The sequence below is a fragment of the Paenibacillus sp. FSL H7-0942 genome (assembly GCF_045040715.1).
GTDB lineage: Bacteria > Bacillota > Bacilli > Paenibacillales > Paenibacillaceae > Paenibacillus > Paenibacillus amylolyticus.
Map to the genome: position 1 here is coordinate 3,629,986 of NZ_CP150279.1, position 23,332 is coordinate 3,653,317.

20 protein-coding genes and 1 riboswitch are annotated in these 23,332 nt (G+C 42.2%); of the genes, 13 read left to right on the plus strand and 7 right to left on the minus strand.

The genetic code is table 11. The annotated features are described in order from the left end of the window. Positions 1 to 11: 11 nt before the first annotated feature. The 4 genes from MHI48_RS16115 to tenA all read left to right on the plus strand — a co-directional run bounded on the left by MHI48_RS16115 (position 12) and on the right by tenA (position 6,372). Positions 12 to 1,454: a glycoside hydrolase family 1 protein gene (locus tag MHI48_RS16115; protein WP_036615418.1), complete on the plus strand. Its 1,443-nt coding sequence runs from the start codon at positions 12 to 14 to the stop codon at positions 1,452 to 1,454. Positions 1,455 to 1,471: 17 nt separating this feature from the next. Next, entirely contained in the window at positions 1,472 to 2,323 is an 852-nt protein-coding gene (licT, locus tag MHI48_RS16120) for a BglG family transcription antiterminator LicT (RefSeq protein WP_076318155.1), read from the plus strand. 296 nt (positions 2,324 to 2,619) lie between these two features. After that, on the plus strand, positions 2,620 to 5,292 hold the full coding sequence (locus tag MHI48_RS16125) for an endo-1,4-beta-xylanase (protein ID WP_036615417.1): 2,673 nt from the start codon (positions 2,620 to 2,622) through the stop codon (positions 5,290 to 5,292). A gap of 206 nt (positions 5,293 to 5,498) precedes the next feature. Further along, positions 5,499 to 5,596, plus strand: a riboswitch (TPP riboswitch). 113 nt (positions 5,597 to 5,709) lie between these two features. Beyond that, positions 5,710 to 6,372, plus strand: coding sequence for a thiaminase II (gene tenA / locus MHI48_RS16130; RefSeq protein ID WP_083669638.1), 663 nt, complete (start codon positions 5,710 to 5,712; stop codon positions 6,370 to 6,372). A gap of 210 nt (positions 6,373 to 6,582) precedes the next feature. Here the strand turns inward: tenA and MHI48_RS16135 are convergent, their stop codons facing one another. The 5 genes from MHI48_RS16135 to MHI48_RS16155 are packed head-to-tail and all read right to left on the minus strand — an operon-like array spanning position 6,583 to position 8,896. Further along, on the minus strand, positions 6,583 to 6,879 hold the full coding sequence (locus MHI48_RS16135) for a spore coat protein (RefSeq protein ID WP_036615415.1): 297 nt from the start codon (positions 6,877 to 6,879) through the stop codon (positions 6,583 to 6,585). 11 nt (positions 6,880 to 6,890) lie between these two features. Further along, on the minus strand, positions 6,891 to 7,091 hold the full coding sequence (locus MHI48_RS16140) for a hypothetical protein (RefSeq protein ID WP_076210515.1): 201 nt from the start codon (positions 7,089 to 7,091) through the stop codon (positions 6,891 to 6,893). A 31-nt stretch (positions 7,092 to 7,122) separates the two neighbouring features. Further along, on the minus strand, positions 7,123 to 8,259 hold the full coding sequence (locus tag MHI48_RS16145; RefSeq protein WP_036615410.1) for a zinc-dependent alcohol dehydrogenase: 1,137 nt from the start codon (positions 8,257 to 8,259) through the stop codon (positions 7,123 to 7,125). Next, positions 8,256 to 8,642: a spore coat protein gene (locus MHI48_RS16150; RefSeq protein ID WP_036615408.1), complete on the minus strand. Its 387-nt coding sequence runs from the start codon at positions 8,640 to 8,642 to the stop codon at positions 8,256 to 8,258. The genes MHI48_RS16145 and MHI48_RS16150 overlap by 4 nt, the downstream gene beginning before the upstream one ends. A gap of 11 nt (positions 8,643 to 8,653) precedes the next feature. Continuing rightward, positions 8,654 to 8,896 carry a hypothetical protein gene (locus MHI48_RS16155; protein ID WP_036615405.1) on the minus strand — a complete coding sequence of 81 codons (243 nt, stop codon included), beginning with the start codon at positions 8,894 to 8,896 and terminating at the stop codon, positions 8,654 to 8,656. Between the two features lie 188 nt (positions 8,897 to 9,084). Here MHI48_RS16155 and MHI48_RS16160 point away from each other — a divergent pair, with 188 nt between their 5' ends. From MHI48_RS16160 to MHI48_RS16180, 5 genes are all read left to right on the plus strand, one after another. Beyond that, a complete protein-coding gene (locus MHI48_RS16160; RefSeq protein ID WP_036615403.1) occupies positions 9,085 to 9,369 on the plus strand; it encodes a hypothetical protein in 285 nt (94 codons plus the stop codon). 253 nt (positions 9,370 to 9,622) lie between these two features. Next, entirely contained in the window at positions 9,623 to 10,708 is a 1,086-nt protein-coding gene (locus MHI48_RS16165) for an L-dopachrome tautomerase-related protein (protein WP_174806471.1), read from the plus strand. 344 nt (positions 10,709 to 11,052) lie between these two features. Next, positions 11,053 to 12,513 carry a spore germination protein gene (locus MHI48_RS16170; RefSeq protein ID WP_036615397.1) on the plus strand — a complete coding sequence of 487 codons (1,461 nt, stop codon included), beginning with the start codon at positions 11,053 to 11,055 and terminating at the stop codon, positions 12,511 to 12,513. Continuing rightward, positions 12,486 to 13,625 carry a GerAB/ArcD/ProY family transporter gene (locus tag MHI48_RS16175; RefSeq protein WP_405141054.1) on the plus strand — a complete coding sequence of 380 codons (1,140 nt, stop codon included), beginning with the start codon at positions 12,486 to 12,488 and terminating at the stop codon, positions 13,623 to 13,625. Before MHI48_RS16170 ends, MHI48_RS16175 begins: the two co-directional genes overlap by 28 nt. A 2-nt stretch (positions 13,626 to 13,627) precedes the next feature. Further along, on the plus strand, positions 13,628 to 14,722 hold the full coding sequence (locus tag MHI48_RS16180; protein ID WP_405141056.1) for a Ger(x)C family spore germination C-terminal domain-containing protein: 1,095 nt from the start codon (positions 13,628 to 13,630) through the stop codon (positions 14,720 to 14,722). Between the two features lie 118 nt (positions 14,723 to 14,840). Here MHI48_RS16180 and MHI48_RS16185 read toward each other — a convergent pair whose 3' ends face one another. Both MHI48_RS16185 and MHI48_RS16190 read right to left on the minus strand, forming a co-directional pair. After that, on the minus strand, positions 14,841 to 15,182 hold the full coding sequence (locus MHI48_RS16185; protein ID WP_036615388.1) for a nuclear transport factor 2 family protein: 342 nt from the start codon (positions 15,180 to 15,182) through the stop codon (positions 14,841 to 14,843). 28 nt (positions 15,183 to 15,210) lie between these two features. Beyond that, positions 15,211 to 16,005 carry an SDR family oxidoreductase gene (locus tag MHI48_RS16190; protein ID WP_036615385.1) on the minus strand — a complete coding sequence of 265 codons (795 nt, stop codon included), beginning with the start codon at positions 16,003 to 16,005 and terminating at the stop codon, positions 15,211 to 15,213. 176 nt (positions 16,006 to 16,181) lie between these two features. On the opposite strand from MHI48_RS16190, the gene MHI48_RS16195 reads away from it, so the two are divergent. From MHI48_RS16195 to MHI48_RS16210, 4 genes are all read left to right on the plus strand, one after another. Next, the gene (locus MHI48_RS16195; RefSeq protein WP_076253196.1) at positions 16,182 to 17,063 is read left to right on the plus strand and encodes a LysR family transcriptional regulator; all 882 of its coding nucleotides are present in this window, start codon (positions 16,182 to 16,184) and stop codon (positions 17,061 to 17,063) included. 225 nt (positions 17,064 to 17,288) lie between these two features. Beyond that, entirely contained in the window at positions 17,289 to 17,435 is a 147-nt protein-coding gene (locus MHI48_RS16200; protein WP_179086459.1) for a hypothetical protein, read from the plus strand. A 395-nt stretch (positions 17,436 to 17,830) separates the two neighbouring features. After that, positions 17,831 to 19,423 carry a glycoside hydrolase family 32 protein gene (locus tag MHI48_RS16205; protein ID WP_076327494.1) on the plus strand — a complete coding sequence of 531 codons (1,593 nt, stop codon included), beginning with the start codon at positions 17,831 to 17,833 and terminating at the stop codon, positions 19,421 to 19,423. Positions 19,424 to 19,489: 66 nt separating this feature from the next. After that, a complete protein-coding gene (locus MHI48_RS16210) occupies positions 19,490 to 23,293 on the plus strand; it encodes a GH32 C-terminal domain-containing protein (RefSeq protein WP_405141059.1) in 3,804 nt (1,267 codons plus the stop codon). Positions 23,294 to 23,332: the final 39 nt, after the last annotated feature.

Genomic DNA, 23,332 nt, shown 5'->3' on the forward strand with positions numbered 1-23,332 from the left:
GAGTGCTTGAGATGTTATATCAACAGATCAAACCATTCCCCAATGAATTTCTGTGGGGAGGGTCTACCTCGGCCTATCAAGTGGAGGGAGCCTGGAACAAAGATGGCAAAGGCCTGTCCGTCATCGATATGTGTGATCATCCGGCTGGAACCGCCGATTTCACGGTTGCGAGCGATCACTATCACCGGTTCAGAGAAGACGTGAAGCTTTTTGCAGAGCTGGGCCTCAAAGCATATCGTTTTTCAATTGCATGGACTCGAATCTTGCCTTCAGGCACAGGGACTGTTAATGAGAAGGGACTCGATTTTTATCACCAATTAATTGACGAATTGCTGCTCCATGGTATTGAGCCCATTGTGACCATGTACCATTTCGACTTACCCTACGAGCTTGAGAAAACCGGAGGATGGAACAACCGGGGGACGATCGATGCCTTCGTCGAGTATGGGCGTATCTTGTTTGAGCATTACGGGCATAAAGTGAAATATTGGTTGACCATTAATGAGCAAAATACGATGATTCTTCATCCAGGTGCTATTGGTACACCAAAAGGCGGGCGTTTGCCATCCAATAAGGAACTGTATCAGCAAAATCATCACATGTTTGTAGCTCAAGGCAGAACGATGCGACTATTTCATGATATGCTCCCGCAAGGTAAGATCGGACCTGCTTTAAACATGACTTCCATGTACCAGGCAACCTCCAGACCAGCCGATGCAGTCGCTGCTCATAACTGGGAGACGATTCGTGGATGGGGTTTTCTCGACTTATCGGTGTGGGGACGGTATAATCCATTATTCTGGAGTTATTTACAGGAACGCGGCATCGAGCCGGTTATTGAGCAGGGTGACATGGAAGATATCCAGTTTGGCCGCCCCGATCTGGTAGCAATCAACTACTACTCGACGGCAACCATTGCCGCCAGTATGGGCGATGCGTCGGATGTTACAGCTCGTGCGGGTGATCAGCAAATTATGCTTGGCGAGCAGGGAGTATACCGGGCCGCGGAGAATCCTTATACGGAAAAAACGAAATATGGTTGGGTCATTGACCCGGTTGGCCTAAGGCTGACATTGCGTAAGGTATGTGAACGATATGGTCTCCCTATTCTAATTACGGAAAATGGTATTGGAGCCCCGGATGTACTTGAGGCAGATAACACCATTAACGATACGTACCGGATTGATTTTATCGAGAAACATCTGGAACAGATCAGACTGGCTCTAACGGATGGAGTAGATGTGATTGGTTATTGCCCTTGGTCCGTTATTGACTTGGTAAGCACACATCAGGGGTATGGGAAACGTTATGGAATGATCTATGTAAACCGCGGTGAACAGGATCTGAAAGACTTGAAGCGTTTGAAGAAGAAAAGCTTCTCGTGGTATCAAGAGGTCATTAAACAGAATGGCAGATGTATCGGAAATTCGGATCAGGCGGTCACGAAAGAATAAAGGATCGTGATGAATGCATGAGAGTAATCAAAATATTAAATAACAGCTTGCTTCTGACCAAAGATGAACAGGGACAAGAGATGATTGTCATGGGAAAAGGGTTGGCATTCAAAGGCAAAGTCGGCGAGCGGCTGGATGAAGAACACATCCAGAAACGATTCATTTTGCAAAATAATCCGTCTGCCCAGGCTTACGTACGAACCATCGAAAACATGCCAGAAAAACATGTGAATGTCATAAACAAACTGATTACCAATGCAAAAGAAAAGCTGTCTCTTGACGATCAAATCTTCTTCACGCTTATGGATCACTTGTCATTTGCCATTGAACGATGGAAAAAAGGTGTAGCATTACAGAATCGCATGTTATGGGAGATCCAGAGGTTTCATCCTGTCGAATTCGAACTGGGCCTTGAAGCCGTTCAGATGCTGAATCTAGAATTGGGTATCGAACTGCCGGAAGAAGAAGCAGGGAATATCGCTTTTCATTTCGTGAATGCCCAAACGCATGAACAGAATATGGAGCGAACGATGCAATCCGTTAAGATGTTAAAAGATATTTTTAACCTGATTCAATACACCTTTGATATGCAATTGAACAAAAATTCCATCCATTATGTGAGACTTGTCACACATTTGCAATTCTTCATCCAGCGTTTACAAGAAGGACGTCTGGGCAATTCGGCGAAAGATTTTATATTTCAACACATGGTGAAGGAGCATCCGTTTGAATACAAATGCGCGGAGATGATTAAAACCTACGTGCAGAATATGCTGGATATCTCCATATCAAACGAGGAATTATTATATTTGATGATTCACATAGCTCGAATTGTGCAGGAGGATCAGGGTCACGAGGGACGATTATAAAACAAAGTTTATATGCCTGTTAGCAGACAGGAAAAAAGATACTTTCTAACGATGACCGTTTTCTCGTATTTTATCGGGAAACGGTCTTTTATTTTTGCAAATATGTAGCGGTTTTTTGATATCCCTTGCGAACGAACTCCAGCTTCCTAAACCCACACGAGATTACCAAGTGATAACATTTTATTGTAATTATTGTAAATTTGTTATATGTAAGCGTTATCCAAAGAGCTATAATCTATTTATCTGGATGTTAATCCGTTCAGAAATACTTAGACCAAATCAAGAGGAGGAATTGTATGAAACGGTTAGGTCAATGGAATATAACGGCCTTGGTTCTTGTGCTCGTACTCGCCATGCTTCCATTTACGAATGTCTCACATGCAGCCAAAGCAGTTACGGAAGTGGAGGGAGGTCATTTGAGTACAAACTTTGAAGACGGTACACTTCAGGGGTGGACTCCACGTACAGGTAACGAAAGGCTGACAGTGACACAGCAGGAAGCACACGAAGGTCAGTCCAGTATGCTGGTCGCCAACCGTGAGCGTTCCTATCATGGACCGATGTTATCCATGAAGGATCTGCTTAAGCGTAACCAAGAGTACGAAATTGCGGCATATGTAAGACTTACTCAGGAGCCCACCACGGATCAAACATTACAGCTCACCACATATAAAAAAACAACTGCCGAAAGCTGGAACCCAATCGGTAGCGTGAAAATTGCCAAAGCAGAATGGAATACATGGCACAAAATCACCGGAAAATTTCAGTATAGCGATGATCCCACTGAATTGAATTTGTTCATCGAAACACCCTACATCTCTGAAGATAGCGTAGATACGTTATCGTTCTATGTGGATGATGTATCATTTACTCTGGCCGAGCAACTGGAGATTGAAGAAGGGATTCTGTCTCTGAAAGACCTGTATCAAGATGATTTCCCCATTGGTGCAGCGGTGTATCGCTGGCAGTTGGAAGGCGCATATGGACAACTGCTCACAAAGCACTTTAACAGCTTGACCGCAACCTACGAGATGAAACCGAAGTACATGTCTCCTTCCGAAGGTGTTTATGAGTTCGAGGCAGCCGATCAATATGTTCAGTTCGCCGAGGAGCATGGTATGGGCGTACGCGCACATGCGTTGTTGTGGCATATTGATGCAGCAGAGTGGATGTTCAAGGATCCTCAGGGTAACCCTGCGAGTCGAGAATTACTACTTGCCCGGATTCAGGATTACGTTGAAACCGTCATGACCCGATACAAAGGTAAGATCTATGCCTGGGATGTGGTAAACGAGGCGATTGCGGATAGCAATGGTGATGCCAACGGTTTACGTAAAAGTCCCTTTTATGAACTAATTGGTCCGGATTATATTGAGAAAACCTATGAATTCGCTCGTGCAGCCGATCCGAATGCCAAATTATATTACAACGAATACTTCACGGAAATCTCTGAGAAAAGAGAGCATATGTATCAGTTGGTCAAACGACTGAAAGAGAAAGGGCTCATCGATGGTGTGGGTTTGCAATCCCACTATAACCTGGAATCCCCGCCCATCAAGGAAATTGAAAAAACGATCAGCATGTTCGCCGAACTTGGATTGGATATTCAGATCACGGAACTGGATGTGGATAGCGGAATTCCATTTGGTGAAGAGATGTCCGATGAAGTTGCAGTAAAGCAGGCGTATCGATATAAGGAACTGTTGGATTTGTACAAAAAACACAAAGACCACATTTCTTCAGTTACCTTATGGGGACTCCAAGATGAGAAGTCTTACAACAACCAGGCTATGCTGTTTGATTCAGCCCTGAAGGCCAAAAAGGCATACTGGGGACTCGTGGATGAATCCAGTTTGCCTGTGTTGACGCAGAGAGCCGTCTCACTTTCGGGTAAACCGGATATCAAAAAACAGACACAAGATCCGCTCTGGAACAAAGCGGTGTCTACTCCACTGAAGGGTGACTCTTCGGGATCAGCCAGTTTCCGCACTTTATGGGATCATAGTAACCTGTATATCCTCGTGGATGTACAGGATGCAAAGGCAGATGTGAATGACAGAGTAGATATCTTTGTTGATCTCAATAATGGCAAGACCACTTCATATGAAGCAGATGACCGACACGTAATCATTAAGCGGTCGGGCAAAGCTGAGGGTGTGGAGCAGCGTTCATATCGTGTACGCGAGACAAAAGCCGGATATCAGGTTGAATTGTCCATTCCGTGGGGTGGTATCCAAGTCGGATCAGAATATGAAGCCGGATTGGATATCCGTGTGACTGATGGCGGTTCAAGTGGGACACAACCTTATAATCCACTGTACTGGAATGATAGAACACAATCTCAGGAACAGGATACAAGCAAATACGGCGTGATTCAACTCGCCCCTATGCCCAAATCTGCACAAGCTGTGCAAGGGATTGTTCAGATTGATGGGAAGAAAGACACATCATGGAATAAGGCTGCACCATTTGAAGTAAAACGGTTGAACCAGAGCGAAGGTGCAGAGGCAGTGGCTCGCGCAATGTGGTCAGGTGAGTATCTATACCTGCTGATCGACGTCACTGATCCAAACATCATTACAGATAGTATCAACCCATGGGATCAGGATTCGGTTGAGATTTTCCTGGACGAGAATCACCAGCGCACACCGTATTTTCAATATGATGATGCCCAGTTCAGAATCAGTGCAGACAATGTGGGAACCTTTGCAGGGGGTGCCTCACCTGGACGCCTTGTAAGTGCTGTGAAGAAAACAAATAAAGGATATCTCGTAGAAGCCAGAATTCATTTACAATCATTGACGCCCAAAGCAGGAAATGTTCTCGGTTTCGAGCTCCAAATTAACGACAACCAGGGCGGAGGTAAGCAGAGCGTAGCCAAGTGGAATGATACGACCAATGAGAGCTGGAGAAATACTTCCCAGTACGGAATACTCACTTTTGTCGGAAAGAACAAACTCGGGCATTAAACCATCGGCAGTAGTTGCAAGAATAGAAACCATCATAACAGTGGCTGAAACTCAACCATTGTTGTGATGGTTTTCATCGTTTACATACGTCACCAAAGGTGATGAGGGGCGATACAATCTTCCTTGACTATATTTAACAGCCCTTGATATACTAAATGGATGTTATTTTATCTTTTATGGGAATAGGAAAGTAATCAACTACATACAACCGTTTGCGAGGGAGCCTTAACCGGCTGAGAGGGTGTTAAACCGACCTTACCTGATTTGGATAATGCCAACGTAGGGATGCAACGATGAAACACTGTACTTGGGTAGCTCATGCGAACCCCCTTGTTTTAGTGTATTTGTCTGCGAAACATCCATAGGATGTTTCGTTTTTTTGTTTTTAAATACGTACATTATGAATTGGAGGAACACATGTTGACTATTTCAGAGAGACTATATCAGGCAGCACAGCCTGTGTGGAAGGAATGTCTTGAGCATCCCTTTGTTAAAGGAATCGGAGATGGTTCCTTAACGGTTGAACAATTTCGTTATTATTTGCTGCAAGACTACTTGTACCTGTTCGATTATGCCCGCGTATTTGCACTAGGTATTGTCAAGTCGCACGACCCCAAATTGATGCAGTTTTTTAGTGAAAACGTAGATAACATCCTGAATGGTGAAATGAAAATTCATCGTTCTTATATGGAGCGATTAGGAATTACAGAGGATCATGTTTTCCAGGTAAAACCTGCCCTGAAAAATGCAGCCTATACTAACTATATGCTCTCTGTTTCCCATGCGGGTGGCATAGCAGAAGTACTTGTATCCATTCTGGCCTGCTCATGGAGCTATGCAGAGATTGGTCAAGTCCTTGCCCAAAAGCCAGGTGCAGCTGAGCATCCTTTTTACGGAGAGTGGATCACAGGATATGCTTCCTCTGAATACAACAGCAACAATCAATCCCTAGTGACGTTAACTGATAAGCTATTAGAAGGCTGTAGCGAGGGAACGTACCAACGGATGGAGGATATTTTCGTGATGTGCAGTCGCTTTGAGCTTGATTTTTGGGAAATGTCATGGAAGCTGGAGCCTTAAGTTCACTGTAGTCAATTAAAGTAGAGAGCAGCGGCCATAAACAGTCTCAGGATAGAAATAAGTAGAATACGTAAAGGAACGCTTGCAATAAGCGTGTTTCGTGACGATGCCAAAAAAAGGGCGGATAGTATCCGCCTTTTTTCATTGTTGAAATTCTTGACACAGGGACATTTTGTTCTCTGAAGTCTCTGGCTAAAATCAAAAAGGGTGTCAGGACGGAATGTTCATAGCAGTCTGAATGTTTTTCAGATCGAGCTGAATTTGCTCTGCAATATGGTAAGGGTGGTATAAACCATGCTGCACCATGTAATTTGATATCTTTTCATGAGAATCTATGGCTTCATCGAGCTGTTTCATCAAAATTTGTTTGATTTCGGGGGTGGCACATTCGGTCACAGCCATGGCGTAGTTTCTGACACCGCTCTTGGCGTTCATCAAAAAATCCATTGCGATCACGTCATCGGTCAGCGTATTAAGACCAGTCATGTGTTCTAATATTGGGTTCATTTTTTTATCTCCTATACAGTCGCTTTAGACAGCACTCCACCGAGCTCCTGAAGCTGCTGTTGTGATAAGATCGCATCTTGTTGCAAAATTTGCTTGAGCTCCGGGTCGGTTACCAGAGCTTGCATGGTCTTGGATTTAGTCATACAAACCGTCTTGAACGCAGCTATTTCATGTACCTCGAGCATCTCATGCAAAGCGTATGTGGAATCCATTCAGATTGTCCTCCCATGTATCTATTCATATTTAAGGCTTTAAGATGACTTTAATGCAATCGTCCGTTTTTGTATCGAACACTTCATAGCCCCGTTTGGCCTCGCTGAGCGGAATGACGTGCGTAACAATGTCGCCAGGGTCCACTTTGCCAGACGTAACCAACTCGTACATGTATGGCATGTAGTGAATGACCGGAGCTTGTCCGGAACGGATATTCACGTTTCGCTGCATGATATCACCGAGCGGGAATCCGTTATAACGTCCGCCGTATACCCCAGTGACTTGAATGGTGCCACCTTTGCGAACAGCCTGAGATGCAATGATAAATGCGCTCATGGTGCCGCCTTGCAGTTTCATACCGCTGGCTAGAAATTCAAGATCGCTCATCTTGCCGTCCATTCCTACCGCATCAATGACAACATCGGCGCCGCCTTTGGTCATTTCCTTGAGAGTGTTCCCAATATTCTTATCCTGTTCGAAGTTTACTATTTCCACATTGTTTGTTCGCTTCGCATGCTTTAAGCGGTAATCGACATAGTCGACGGCTATGACCCGCTTAGCTCCTTTCAGCCAGCAGAACTTCTGGGCTAGGAGTCCGACCGGGCCGCAGCCGAGCACAATGACCGTATCTCCATTTTTAACGCCGGCGTTATCTACGCTCCAGAATGCCGTCGTCATGGCATCGGCGATCAAGCTTAGCTTTTCGTCCGGTTGTTCGCAGTTTTCAGGGATCTTAAAGTGGGTAAAATTAGCAAATGGGACCCGTAAATACTCCGCTTGCCCGCCGGGATATCCGCCGGTCGTTCCGGAGTAGCCGAAATATGCGCCCATATCCCCGTGTTCGTTGGAATTGTCACATTGGCTTTCCAGCTGATTTTTGCAAAAAAAGCATTCTCCGCATGCGATGTTAAACGGGATGATTACGCGGTCGCCTTTTTTTACCTTGGTCACGCCAGGGCCCACTTCTTCTACGATCCCCATCGGCTCATGTCCGATGACATAGTTTTCCTGAAGGTTAGGGATCATCCCGTGAATAAGATGAAGGTCAGAACCGCAAATCGCGGTACTGGTGATCTTTACGATCATATCGTCCGGTTTCACAATCTTCGCATCCGGCACCTCTTTGACCACGACATTTTTAACCCCTTGATACGTTACCGCCTTCATGCTTTATGTCCTCCAATATGTTCATCTGGGGTCCGATCAAACATCCCTTTACGTGACGTATCACCCGGGAACAGATTCATCTGCCCGATCATCACCGTATTTTTCGCCGAAAGCTGATCGAGTTGGTACTGTTCGTTCAGCTCATAAGGATGAAACCATTTTTTGCGAATCATGAGCTCCGAAATTTCTTGGTGCATTGAAATTCCCTGCTTCAGATGAGTATGCAACAGGGCTCTTACATCCGGTGAAGCCGTTTCCGTCAGGGCGATGGACAAATTACGTACACCCTCCTTGGCACGAAGAAGGAAATCCATGGCAAAAGTCATATCTGCCATTTCCGGCATATTCAATGAATTAATCGGATCTAAATAATCGGTATTCATCTGAGTTCCCCTTAATGTGTTATAGGTGTCGGATTATTCGGAACGGGTGCTTGAAAAGGAGCTCTTGCGTAGATTGCTTGCAGCTCAGCAATCTGTTGTATGGATTGAATTACGTCTTTCTGCATTAATGCTTTTAGCTCTTGGTCAAAGACCAGGCCTTGCATAAGTTTCGACTTAGCGATGCAGAGCGTTTTGAAGTTTAACGCTTCATGCAGTTCCATCGATTCGTGCGGCGCTAGCGTTGGATTAGCCATTCAGAAATGATCCCCTCCTTTTTCATCAAGATTAGATTTTCCAATGCATCGGATCTTATACTAATATGGATCACCGGAGAGGTAAGATCCGAATATTCCCATACAGTCGCAGGGATATATACAAAATCTCAATCCCATACTTATTTCTGTTTAAATGAATGATCTTACTCATGGAAGGAGGAGTCACGGTGCCCAATAAAAACAAAATTGATCTAGCAACCGAAAACGCAAGAAAACCAGCAGAAGATGCACTTAACTCGAGTGGTAGTAATACGCTGGAGCAGCATGCATCTAACGCGGTTTCTAAGGTGCAGACGGCTTTAAATCAGGCAATAAGCTCGTTAAGTGAATCTAATGCGGCAACAAATTCACAAGCGTTGGAGATTGCCAGGCAGCAATTGACCCGAGCAGAGGAATTTTTAGATCAAGCGATAACTTCAGCCAATGCATTAGGTTTACCGGACCAACAATAAAACGGTTTTGGTACTGATAAGCTTGGCAAAGTTTTGCGTTGACGATCGGAAGAAGCATTTTTCCTAGAGCACATATAGTTAACGTCAACATGCTTCGGCTTACGCCGAAGTTTTTTTGTATTTTTAAATGTATCGGACAATTTCAAAATCGAGGTTAAAAAAGAATGATTAAGGGCCAGGCATTAGAAAAAGTCTTGAACATAATTATAGGTAATATCTATTCAACTATGTTGAGGAGGACATCATACAGCCTATGTTACCTATGGAAGAATATTTTGGTAAGTTAGAACTCGTTCATTCCTTTTACGGGGCTATGCCTACAGGCGTTAGTGTATCCGAAACCGGGCGTACCTTTATTTGCTTTCCAAAATGGGGAGATGACGTTAGATTTACGGTAGCGGAAATTGTTGATGGTCAGATGCAACCTTATCCTAATGAAGAAACGAATTTGATCAACCCATTGAATATCGTTATGTCCTTCATTAGTGTCCAGAGTGTTGTTGCAGATGGAAGGGGAACCCTGTGGGTACTGGACACGGCTGCACCAAATTTTTCAGAGCCTATTAAAGGAGGGGCAAAATTAGTCGCGGTAGATTTAGAAACAAATACAATTAGAAAAGTATATACATTTGCAGATGATGTAGTCTTGCCGACAACGTATCTAAATGATGTCCGATTTGACTTTCGTGTAGGAAAAGCAGGTTACGCATATATAACGGATTCTTCTTCCAATGGTCCAGGCGCTATTATCGTCGTAAATTTAGAAAACGGAAATGCGTATAGACGGTTGCATGGAGCAAGCTCGACCTCACCCGATCCGTATTTTGTGCCGAAAGTGGAAGGTAAAATTTTGATGAATCGAAACGCGGATGGTTCGACATCTCCGTTTCGATTGGCCTCTGATGGTATAGCGATTTCCCCTGATGGAAAAATGTTATTCTATTGTCCATTAACCAGTCGCCAGTTATTCTCTATCTCAACAGAATCGTTAAGAGACAGAACGATACCGGATTTTAAGTTAAGTGATCTTGTGCAGTATTGGGGAGAGAAGGGTGCATCTGATGGGATGATCACAGACGCTAAAGGAAACGTTTATGCTGGAGATTACGAAAACGATAGTATTCGAAAGATATTGCCAAATGGAATCATGGAAACCATCGCCCATGATCCCCGAATTTTATGGCCGGATACTTTTTCTATTGGTCCGGATCAATACTTATATGTAATTGTGAACCAATTACATAGGCAGGCCAGATTTCATTACGGAAAAGACCTGCGACAAAAACCCTATAGTCTACTACGCATGAACATTGATGAATTACCTGCTCCTACCTTTTGATACATCCCACTTTTCAAAGCAGATTTTAATAGCAGATTATTCAGTTCATTTTGCGGGACCGTAGGCCCTTTATCTAAGGGCAATATAGTAATTCTAATGAACTTAAGATAGGGACAGGTATCAGTTGATGCCTGTCTTTTTGTTTTTTGTCGCCCAAGAGGAAAGCCGGAGACAGATACAAAGGGTAGGGTACCATAATACACTCATTCGATTAAGATTAATCTGGTAGCATGTTGTTCCCGATATTGCTGTTAAACTACAAATTGCCGGTCGTATGATTTTTCGATTACAGGACAAGATATTAACCTTATCACCATTTTATTACTTTGATAAAGGAGACGACCATGGTTGAAAAACACGAGCCTCAAATGAAAAATCATCAAAAGTCTACATGGCTTGATGATTTAAAACAGATATTAAACCATATGGAAGATGCCGAAATCATTGAGCACAAAATAGGTACGAGTGCTTCAGTCCATCTTTTATTTATAAAAACATTAATAGATCAAGAGCGTTTAAACGAGGCGATTATTCAGCCACTTCATCAATCAGGCGGAAATTCGCTTCCTTCATGCATAATCAATTCTGATGTTTCAGAAGTTATATCGATCGAAGATGCTGGGCAAAAAATAATGCAAGGATATATTCTTCTATACGATTCAGTCAACGATCAATGGCTAGGCATACAGTTGGAAAATCCTCTTGGCCGGGCAATTGAACCTTCCCAAACGGAAACGGTTATATATGGAGCGAAAGATAGCTTCAGCGAACAAATCGATAATAACATTACAATGTTGCGCAGACGTTTGCCTATAACGACATTAAAAACGGAAAGCTTCACTATAGGATCACTGAGTAAAACAAAAGTTGTGTTAATGTACATAGACGGAATAATTAATCCGGAATTTGTTTCCCTTGCAAGAGAGAAAATTGAAAGTGTGGATTTCGATCAGTTTTTAGACTCCGCACAGCTTGCAGCTTTTATTGAAGATCATAACCATACGGTCTTTCCCCAGTTTCTACAAACGGATCGGCCGGATGCCTGCGCCTTCGCCTTAGGTGAGGGTAAGCTGACTTTATTAGTCTCCAATTCACCGTTTGCTTTAATTTGTCCCATTACATTATTCCATCTATTCCAATCGCCAGAAGACTACTTCCTTCGTTGGCCGGTAGCCAGTTTTTTACGTTTAATGAGGTATGGAAGTTTTATTATTTCTTTGACGATGATTCCTTTTTATGTTGCGTTAACGACATTTCATTACCAAATGGTTCCGCTGCCGATTCTCTTCGTATTATTGGAATCGAGAAGCAAATTGCCCTTTACTCCGTTTGTGGAAGGAATTTTCATGATCGTAACGCTGGAAATCATCAAAGAAGCAAGTTTGCGAATGCCGACCAAAACCAGTCAAACTCTAGGGGTTATCGGTGGTATTGTCATTGGACAAGCGGCTGTAGAGGCAGGCTTTGCAAGTAAAGTATTAATTGTTTTGATGGGTATATCCGCTATTGCTTTCTTTTTAGTTCCCAATTATCAAATGACAAAATCCATGGTTCTGTTGCAATTGCTTCTTCTTATCCTTGCATCGTTTCTTGGGCTGCCAGGAATCGTGGTCGGGATAATCGGCATTCTTGCGCATCTCCATGCATTAACGTCATTAGGTCAACCTTATTTAGCGCCGCTTTCACCTTTTTATGGGAAGGATTGGATTGACCTCTTTATTCGCGGGCCTTTGATTTGGATGAAAACGCGTCCGCATAATCTAAAACCACTACAGAAATGGCGACAGGAGAAGATGAAGAAATGAAGACTTTATCCCTATTCAATCAAACTTCCACCCTTGGCGGCATCCATTTCCTTTTATTAGTTAATCGAACGCAAATGCATTATTTTATTTTAATCATGCCGGTTTATTTGGTTCATTCCTATATGGTTTGGGGAATTGTCGCCTTGGGGCTACTGTCCCAACTTAATTTGATGATGCTATCCAAATGGTTTACTTCCAGTTATGCATCGAAAGGCTATCAAGGATTTGTACAGCTTTTTGGGAAACGGGCGGTTCAAGTTTTCGCGATACTTGGTTTTGTAATAATACTGTTAAAAATTTCAATCATCACACTGGGTTACGTTGAAATGCTCCATAATTTTATATATCCATCAATGAATAAAAAGTGGCTGATCCTAGTTATCCTTTCGATCAGTTTATTTGTGGCTTCACATGGCATGGAAAAAACATTGCGTTTTGTCGTTATCGCCTTTCTTTGCGGGGCGTGGATCTTAATCATGTTTATTCCCTTTTTCTTTCCAACGATTGCAAATTACCGCGATTTGTATCCTCTAATCCCCACCGAATGGTCAGGACATTCATGGCAGGGCTTGTTGTTTATTTGGTCGGCATTTTCCGGTCCAGTATATTTGGCCTTTATGGTTCCATGGTTAAGCTCCAATAAAAAAATATCAAAATATCTTGTCATTGGAAACATGCTGACGATTATGGAATATTCATTATTGTTCATTGCTTCGGTATTGTTTTACGGTTCAAACTTTTTAAGCAAGATCAACTTTCCGGTAGTATATATGGGAAGTTACATTCAAATGAGTGGTTTAGAACGAATCGATTACATCCTTATCTCTTTCCATATGTTTAATTATGTATTTGACATTTCAATTCTTTTGTTGTGTTTATATGGAGCTGGAAGAGTCTTTATGAAAAAAATGAACAAAAGCACAACTCGGCTCGGATTATTGTCGAGTTGGTTTGTCATTTTGATAAGTATTATCATAATGGATCAATGGTTATGGCAAACGGTTCCGGGTCAAAAGATGTTGCTGAACATTCAAATCTGGCTTGGTGCATTCATTTATTTACTTGTTCCTACGATCCTTTTCACTATGGTTAAACGAAAGGAGAGTGTGTAGGCATGATACCATACAAGCATTATGGTTTATTGGCGATTGTAAGCCTTATGTGGATGGCCGGTTGCTCTTCACCATATGCCGAGAACAATATCATCGAAGAGATCGCTCCGGTAGTTTTCTGGTCGGTTGACAAGGGGACGGAGGGGAAGTTTAAAATCAGCACTTTAGTGCCACCACTCATCAAAGAAAAAAAACGCTTTCTCTCCAAGGAAGTTGATCTGTTAAAACAGGGGGGCAAGGAGTTTAATTTAATTTATTATCGGGAATTAAAGCAGGGGCAGCTGCGAATGTTATTAATCAATGAGGAACTGGCAACAAAAGAAGGCATTGAAAAGCTGATCAATACGATATTGGTTGATCCCGATATTTCAATGCATGTCTATTTATTGATTGTCAGAGGCGATTTTGATGAATACATAAAAAATCAATTGACGAAGCAAGAAAACCAAGATTATTTTCTTTATCGGATGTTAAAGCATTACGAGGAACATAACCAAGGTGAAATGAGCATTGTCAATATTCATCAATTCATGAAGATGTTATATTCCCCTCTTAAGGATCCGATCCTGCCGGTATTTCATGCGGATAAGAACAATTTCAATTACGTAGGAACGGCCTTCTTCCGAAATGATAAAGAAGTAATGGTTACTCAAGACGTAAGTGATGAAATTTTTCAACTTCTGGATAACGATCATTTCTTAAAAGTCTTGGCCATTCCAAAGTTATCTATCAGTTTAGGACGTGTTCGATCCAATATTCGCATGAATCTATCGAGTGATTATTCATCCTTGTCTTTACGTGTGGGATTGAAAGGAAGAATTGAGGAATACCAGGGAGAAAAGAATATTCAAAGCGAGGAACAATTGGAACATTTAATTCATGAGATTGAGGTATACCTTGAGGAACAAACATCAGAATTATTAAAAAGTATGCAACGGTTGAAAGTGGATCCCTTAGAGGTCGGAACACATTCACTTAAGCCGTTTTCTAAAGAACTAACGGAAGAGCAATGGTTAAAATATTGGGACAATATGAAAATTAATGTTGACTTCGATATCAAAATACAGCCTTTGATTAATGTTGAACGGCTGTCGTGATTTAAAAGATGCCCCCTACATGATCAAATACATCATTGTGGGGGCATCTTTTTGTTCAAATCATGTACAAAGAGAGCTTATTACTGCAGCCCGTGGCGGACAAGCCATTTGGATATCTTTAGAAAATGGAAAGTCTAATGATCTTATCGTCAACAATAACAAAATGATAATCCAATAATAGCGGATCGGGTAGACCCGTCTTATCGTAGGTACCATCCAGCTTGCATGTTAACACAATTTCATCACCTATTTTTTTGGCTTTTGTTGGCTCTAACGTTACATTCGCCGCGAAATGGTTTTGATCACTCCATTTCCGAATCGCCTGTTTGCCATTTCGCTTTTTTCCTTCATCCATCACAACGGCATTTTCTGAAAAACAATCTACAAATACTACTGGGTCTGGCTTGTTAGATGCAGTAATGTATTTGGCAATTACAGACGGTAAATGATTGAGATCCATATTGTTCTCTCCCTTTATTAATTAATTATTAGACGGTAGGGATAGTTCCCCCATCTATGACATATTCACTACCTGTAATAGATGCTGCTCGGTCTGAGACCAGAAATGCGACCAGCTCAGCGACTTCTTCAGGAAATCCTGGCCGACCAATTGGAATACCTCCGAGTGAAGTCATAAGTTGTTCAAGGGCACTTTCTCGACTTCCGGTTTCAGTTGCGATCCGATCAATTAATGCGTCAGCTGCTTCTGTCTGAATAAACCCAGGAGACAACGTATTTATGCGAATTCCTTGTGGGGAAAATTCATTTGATAATCCCTTGCTATAATTAGCCAGCGCGGCTTTGGCAGACGCATAAGCCAATGTAGTTTCATATAAAGGCAAACGTCTCTGGATGGAAGTGAAATGAAGAATAACGCCTGAATTATTTTCTAACATAAGTGGAATTAAGCCACGATCAAGTCGAACTGCTGCGAGTAAATTCCAATTTAATGTATGAAGCCAATCCTCATCACTCAATGCAAGTGCGCCTCCTGGTGGTGTCGTTGATCCACCTACGCAATGGACGATAATATCGATACCTCCAAGTTGCTCTTTTACTGCTGTAATTATTTGCTCTACACCTTCAGGTGTGGCGACATCTGCTTGCACAAATTTGACCGAATTTGGCAAGTCAGCAGATAGGGAACGGGCAGTAGTAAGAACTGTAGCTCCGCCGTTTGCAAGTCTTTTCACAACTGCTTGCCCCATTCCCTTTGTTCCTCCGGTTACAAGCACCCTTTTACCTTTAAATTCTGATACAGAGAACTCAAATTCTTTATGCATAACTATTCCTCCTAGTGATGGTATTCGATGATTAATTTGAAATTGCTCTGTCTCTAAACCTTAATGTGTTGTTCGAGAGGAGCTAGAACTAATACTACACTTGCTACTTTCATAACGTCCAATTTATTATAATAATAGAAATGATGAATATTATTAATATATGGAGGGTTGTTTTAATGGAACTTACACAATTGGAATACTTTATGACCGTTGCACAGCTTGAACATATGACCTTAGCCTCCAAAAAACTCGGTATTACTCAGCCAGCGTTAAGTCATGCAATTGCCAAGCTTGAAAACGAGATAGGAGCTCCTTTATTTGAGCGAAATGGACGAAATATTAAGCTGAACCGAAACGGTACTATGTTCTCTAAATGGATTGGTAGAGCCCTACATAATATTGAAAATGGTCTAAGAGAAATCGAAGAGTGGTCCAATCCGGATACTGGTGTGATTACGTTGTCTTATCTAAATATTCTCGGTGTTGAATTGATCCCTAGCCTAATTCGAAGTTATCAATTGAAGTATCCCAAAGTTCGGTTCGAATTGACACAAGGGAACTTAGGAGATATTGATGAACATCTGGAGCAAGGATTCTCGGATATTATGATTACATCGAGGGAATCTACTTTGAATAATCATCACTGGAAGACGATTAAAAATGTTCCTTTATACATTGTTGTTCCCTCCCAACATCGTTATGCAGCTTGTAGCGCTCTTAGTTTGGCAGAGCTGTCTGGCGAGCCATTTATTGGATTGAAAAACAATTGTGGATTAAAAGCAACGATCATATCCCGGTTCCGACATACCGGATTTTTTCTTGCTTCGGCTTATGAAGCGGAGGACCTGATCACTGTAGCCGGTTTTATAAAGTCGGGTCTAGGTGTATCAGTACTACCTAAGACGTTGGGGTTGATGTTAGATGAATTGGTCTGGATCCCTATTATTGATGAAGGATGGTACTGGGAAATAGGATTAAAGTGGAGAGATGATCATAATATTTCCCCAGCAGCGAAAAGGTTTATTGAATATGTGGATACTTTACATCAAGGAGAATGACCGCCAAATTTTTAGTTTTGAAAAGAAATTCTGAGAAAACAATCATACTTTATTGTATTTGAACACAAGGAAAAAACCCTTTTACAATCATTGGCAGTACGTTATAATACAATCACCAGGTAGATCACCCAACAAAAAAGTGAAATATTGTAATACCCAGTCACACTCGGCTCGTCATAATCTAGAGCCGCATATTACCACTCAATAGATATCGGAGGTATGATTATGGTTAAGAAAAAAATTTCCACAGCCCTCAGCGCAGCTTTAATCGTTTCTATGCTAGCTACTGGCGTAATAGTCTCTCTCCAAGGTAACACAACGTTAGAGGTAGCGAAGTCAGCAGGGGAAAAAAAGGTTGAAGTTATTAAATGAAGGCGAGGCGTTAATTAATTAACCTGTCGCGGGAAACGAACATATTTCTATTGAAGTCGCTATTTTAGCGGCTTTTTTTGTTTTATCGGTAAAATTGGGTTTAACACTAACGATATTTTGTTGAACAGGTAAAGAGAAGTTTAGATGCAACCTTTTTTACATTTGTAAACCATTAGGTTCGAAATAATAAAGAAATGATAAGATGAACTTAAATTAAAAATTGTTATTTTCTATAATCAGTCATAAATTGTGCAAATGTAAACTAAAACAGATTTATACATAAAAAATAGTGTTCATTTATACAAAAATACTTTGACAAACGAAAACAGGTGGCTTATTTTGTTAATAAGGAATGCATATTACTTTTTTTAGATCTTAAATAGCCTTAAGGGAGCGTGAATAAAATTAAAAAAGTACATCTATCAGGTGAAAATAATATCAGCAAAGATCCAGAAAACTTTATTTATAAAAATGAATACAGACCGCAAATACATTATTCCCCTAAGGGAAATTGGATTAACGATCCTAACGGAATGGTTTATTACGAAGGAGAATATCACCTTTTCTACCAATATACTCCCCATGATACGCAGCCTGACTTCGGCAGAATGCATTGGGGGCATGCAGTAAGTAATGATTTAGTACATTGGGATGAACTCCCACCAGCCATCTCGCCTGGGGAAGATGGAGCGATATTTTCGGGAAGTGCGGTAGTCGATAAGAACAATACAAGCGGATTCTTCAACGAAGCAGGATCAGGATTGGTTGCAATTTATACGAATAATGGTAACAACGCTCAACCCGGTAAAACGCAGGTTCAAAGCATCGCTTACAGCAAGGACAAAGGTCGAACCTGGACAAAATATGAAGGTAACCCTGTTTTATTCCCCACGGAGACGCTAGACTTTCGAGACCCAAAGGTATTCTGGCATGAAGAATCTTCAAACTGGGTAATGGTTCTTGCTGTAAGCGACCGTGTAGAATTTTACACATCTTCGAATCTTAAGGATTGGTCTTTTGCAAGCGGTTTCGGTTCTGATATTCCGGGCATCCATCGTGGAATATTTGAATGTCCTGATGTTTTTAAACTCCAAGTGGATGAGGACCCTAATACCACTAAATGGATTCTGGCACTAAGTGTCGGAGATAGAAATGGTGTAAATCCAAACGATTCAGAACCACCCGCAGGCGGTTCTGGCATGATGTATTTTATAGGTCACTTTGATGGTAAGGTTTTTACACTAGATGAAACATTGGAATCATTCGATACAATCCAATGGATAGATTACGGATCTGACTTTTACGCGGCCGTGACCTGGGATGGTATACCGAATGAGGATGGGCGAAAGATTTGGGTCGGCTGGATGAATAATTGGCGTTATGCTTCCACTCTTCCTTCTAAAGAATGGCGTGGCCATATGTCCATCCCACGAGAGATTCAGCTCAGGACGTATTCGGAAGGACTTCGCTTAATTCAAGCACCCATAAGTGAGTTAAATCAACTTAGAAGATCAATTCTGTCTCTACAAGACATTACGATTAAACCAGATATGAACGTTTTGTCTGATGTTTCTGCTACAAAGATGGAAATTATTGCGGAATTCGAAATCGGTAATGCAATAGAATTTGGGTTCAAGGTGCGAAAGTCTTCCTCTTCCAACCAGGAGACAGTCATCGGATATAATGTCTTGAATGAGGAGTTGTTTGTCGATCGAACGAAGTCAAACGCTGTTGATTTCCATCCCGATTTTGCTACAAAACACAAGGCCCCTATGAAGCCAGAGCATAGACGGATACAGTTGAGCATCTATGTTGATTGGTCAAGTGTAGAGATCTTTGGCAACAATGGGACAACTATCATTTCAGACACGATTTTCCCCGACTTGGGAAGTAGAGGGCTGGAACTCTATGCCATTGGCGGAGAACTAAAGGTCGTGTCGCTTCAAATCAATGATCTCGTAAGCATTTGGGAAAACCAACCGAACTGAACTGGTTGTCCAAAACCAATTAAATTTGAACCAACTTCACAATATTATTAGAAAAGAGGGTATGGAATGAAAGATAAATCTAAATTCGCAATATGTCTTCTGATGGCAACGGGATTAGCTCTGACTTCAAACGGGATTTTTACATCTAAATCAATTGCGGCTAGTGCTGTACTTGCTGATCAGGAAACAAATAAACAGGCAAAGGAGGTGCTTGATATTTTTGAAAGCGCATCCAAATCAAATACCAATCTGATAGGCTGGCAAGTGAAAGGAAAAGGAGGATTAGAGGATACTTCAGAAGGAATCTTGCTAACTTCACAGCCTAAAGAAAATGTAATGGCCATCTCAGAGACAGTGTCCGATGATTTTATCTATGAAGCTGATGTCATGATCAGGGATACGAAGGCGGATGCAACATTGTTGTTTCGATCTAATGAGGATGGCTTTAGCTCGTACATGCTGCAAATCGTTCCGGACGCAGGCCTGATTCGGTTAAGAGATGCAAGAAATGGAGATGGGAAATTAAAGGAGGAGCGTAAAGTTTCTGTTGAAATGGGGCAAATCTATCATCTCAAAGTGAAGGCAGTGGGTTCCTCGCTAAAAGTATATTGGGGCAATCAATATAAACCATTAATTGATGTTCAGGACATTTCGTATCAAAGCGGAAAACTTGGACTCCATGTATGGGATGGATCCGCCTTGTTTTCGAACATCGTGGTGAGCGATCTGAAAGGTAATTTGGGGCCGGTGATTTCTAGCAAGGGAAAATGGCAACCTGATATCAACGGCAAAAGAGGGACGGTAGAACAGGGGAGCATAGCACAGCAAATCTATAACAAAGAGGCGACTGATATGGTCTATGAAGGGAATATTACCCTTCGTCCTGATTCTATTGCAGCTCTCGCATTTCGATCTTCAACCGATGGAGCTGAAGGATATGAAGCTACTCTTACGAAGGAAGGAGATCAGGTCCGTGTAAGTTTGACGAATACAAAAGGAACAGTAATTGCAAGTTCGCAACGTACTTATCCGAGTCAGATGGGAGCCAAACATCATGTGGAAATCAAGGCAAAGGGAGATCGAATTCAGGTCTTCCTGGACGGATACACTACGGCCGCGATTGACGTGAAAGATTCAACCTACAGGAGTGGAAGTACCGGAATCGTCGTAAAAAAGGGGACGGCTTACTTTCAGGATACTTATGTAACGGAACTGAGCCAATATTACAATGAGATATATCGTCCACAATATCATTACACGCCAATACGTGGTTCAGCGAGTGATCCGAATGGACTTGTCTACTTCGAAGGAGAATATCATCTCTTCCATCAGGATGGAGGAACATGGGCGCATGCGGTAAGTAAAGATATGCTGAACTGGAAACGGCTTCCGATTGCACTTCCCTGGAATGATCACGGACATGTCTGGTCTGGGTCGGCTATTGCGGATATGACAAATGCATCTGGTTTATTCGGAGATTCAGGAGGCAAGGGCCTTATTGCATATTATACTTCCTTTAACCCAGATAGCCCGAATGGGAACCAGCGTATAGGTCTGGCATACAGTAAAGACCAAGGTCGTACTTGGGAGTATTCGAAGGAACGCCCGATTGTGATCGAGAACCCGGGTAAGAGCGGAAATGAAGCTGGGAATTGGGATTTCCGCGATCCGAAAGTGATCCGTGATGATGAGAATAACCGCTGGGTTATGGTTGTGTCCGGAGGAGATCATATTCGTTTCTACACGTCAACGAACTTACTTGACTGGACATTGACAGATAATTGGGGATATGGGGATTACGTCCGCGGAGGCGTATGGGAATGCCCTGATTTGTTCCAGCTTCCGGTAGACGGAACGTCACAGAAGAAGTGGGTTATGATGATCAGTACAGGAGCGAATCCCAAAACAGGCGGATCAGATGCCGAGTATTTTATCGGTCATTTAACAGCTGATGGTAAATTCGTGAACGATAATCCGGCGGGTAAGGTACTAAGAACAGATTTTGGTAAAGAGTTTTACGCTTCGATGTCTTTCGCTAACATGCCTGATCATCGCACAGTGATGATGGCGTGGATGACGAATTGGGACTATCCGTTCGCTTTCCCAACGTCCAATTGGAAAGGTGAACTAACCATTCCGAGAGAAGTATCATTGGTAACAACCAAAGATGGAATTCGGATGACGCAAAGTCCAATCAAAGAATTGGAATCACTGCGTAAACCTTTGTACTCTGCTTCTAACAAGTCGGTGAGTCCTTCTTCCGGGAATCTGCTAAAAGGTATTATTTCAGGTGCTTACGAAATTGAAGCTGAAATTGAAATCCCTGAAACCAGCACAGCGACCGAGTTTGGCTTTAACATTCGTGAGGGTGCAAATCAGAAGACGGTCGTGGGTTATAAGGCAAGCGATAGTAATATGTTTGTGGACCGAACTGCATCCGGTGAAACGGATTTTTCTAACCTATTTAGTAAGAAACATGAAGCGCCTACGCAAATGGAAAATAATCGGATCAAGATGCGTATTCTTGTGGATGAATCTTCTGTTGAAGCCTTTGGTAACAACGGCAAAGTCGTCTTTTCAGATGTAATATTTCCGGATCCTGCTAGTAGAGCGATGAGTTTTTACGTGAAAGGTGGGAATGTGAACGTTGTTTCCTTGAAAGTGCATCAACTTCAATCTGTCTGGAATGAGGACATTCCTTCAAAAGCTCAAATAAAGATGGATACGAGGGTTCGGGAACTGGGGGTAGGCGAGTCGGATACACTGCAGGCGATGGTCGAGTATGGCCCAGGTCTAGGCGTTCAACCGCTGAAGTGGAGTTCCAGTAATAACGACGTAATAGCCATAGACTTGGTAGACAATTCACATGCAGTTATTAAGGCAAAAAAAGAAGGGGAGTCCACAGTCACTGTATCTACTCCGAATGGTAAAGCTTCCAGTAGTGTGCTCATTAAAGTCTCAGGTGGCGAGTTCCGGACAAACCTGAGTGGATGGACTAAAGATCTGTCTGCTGCTTCATGGTTAGTTAGTGAACATGGGATTCGTGGTAAGTATTTTAGCGATGCGAATTATATTGCCAAAGAGAAGGCTGGGAACTTTACGTATGAAGCAGACATGATGCTCGGTGAAACAGGAGGGGCAGGTTCTATTTTGTTCAGGGCTAGCGAAGATGGTCGCAGTGGTTATTATCTGAATCTAGACCCTAACATGAAGGCCATTCGTCTGTTCTATAAAATCAATGGAGGATTTGAAGAACGGCAGGTTCTTGCAAAAGTACCAACGTTCATTCAGCCAGGTCATACGTATAAGGTGAAAATAGAAGCGAATGGTCCGCATATTGTCGTTCACGTGGACAGTCAAAAAGTGATAGATATCATGGATGGTACTTTTGCAGAAGGCCACTTTGGACTCCATGTTTTTGGCGGCTCCGCATCTTATCAGAACGTCAATGTCAGCAACGGTGAAGCTGCAAACCTCACCAAGTCCAGCCTTGTAAATGCCGCAACGCAGAAATCCATTTACACAGCTAACCTTGTCAACGGAGAGCCGGTTACCTTGCATGATGCAAGTGCAGCTTCCACCCAGAAGTGGGTATTTGTTCCGACAGGCGACGAAGCCGGTTCGTATTCAATTCGTATTACGGCCGGTCAGACGCTTGATCTGGATATAGGGCAAAACAAACTTCAGCTATATCATTACTTAGGGTACAACAACCAGCGTTGGATCCTTCACGAGAACAAAGACGGATCAGTTCATATTACTTCAGCTCATCATCAAAAAGCATTAGAGGTATCGGAAGATGGGACCGAACTCTTCTTAAGTGAACTGAATCTATCACTTGATCGACAAAAGTGGATATTAACGAAATAATAAATTTATTCCATGATGGCGTATCTCATAGATATTCCA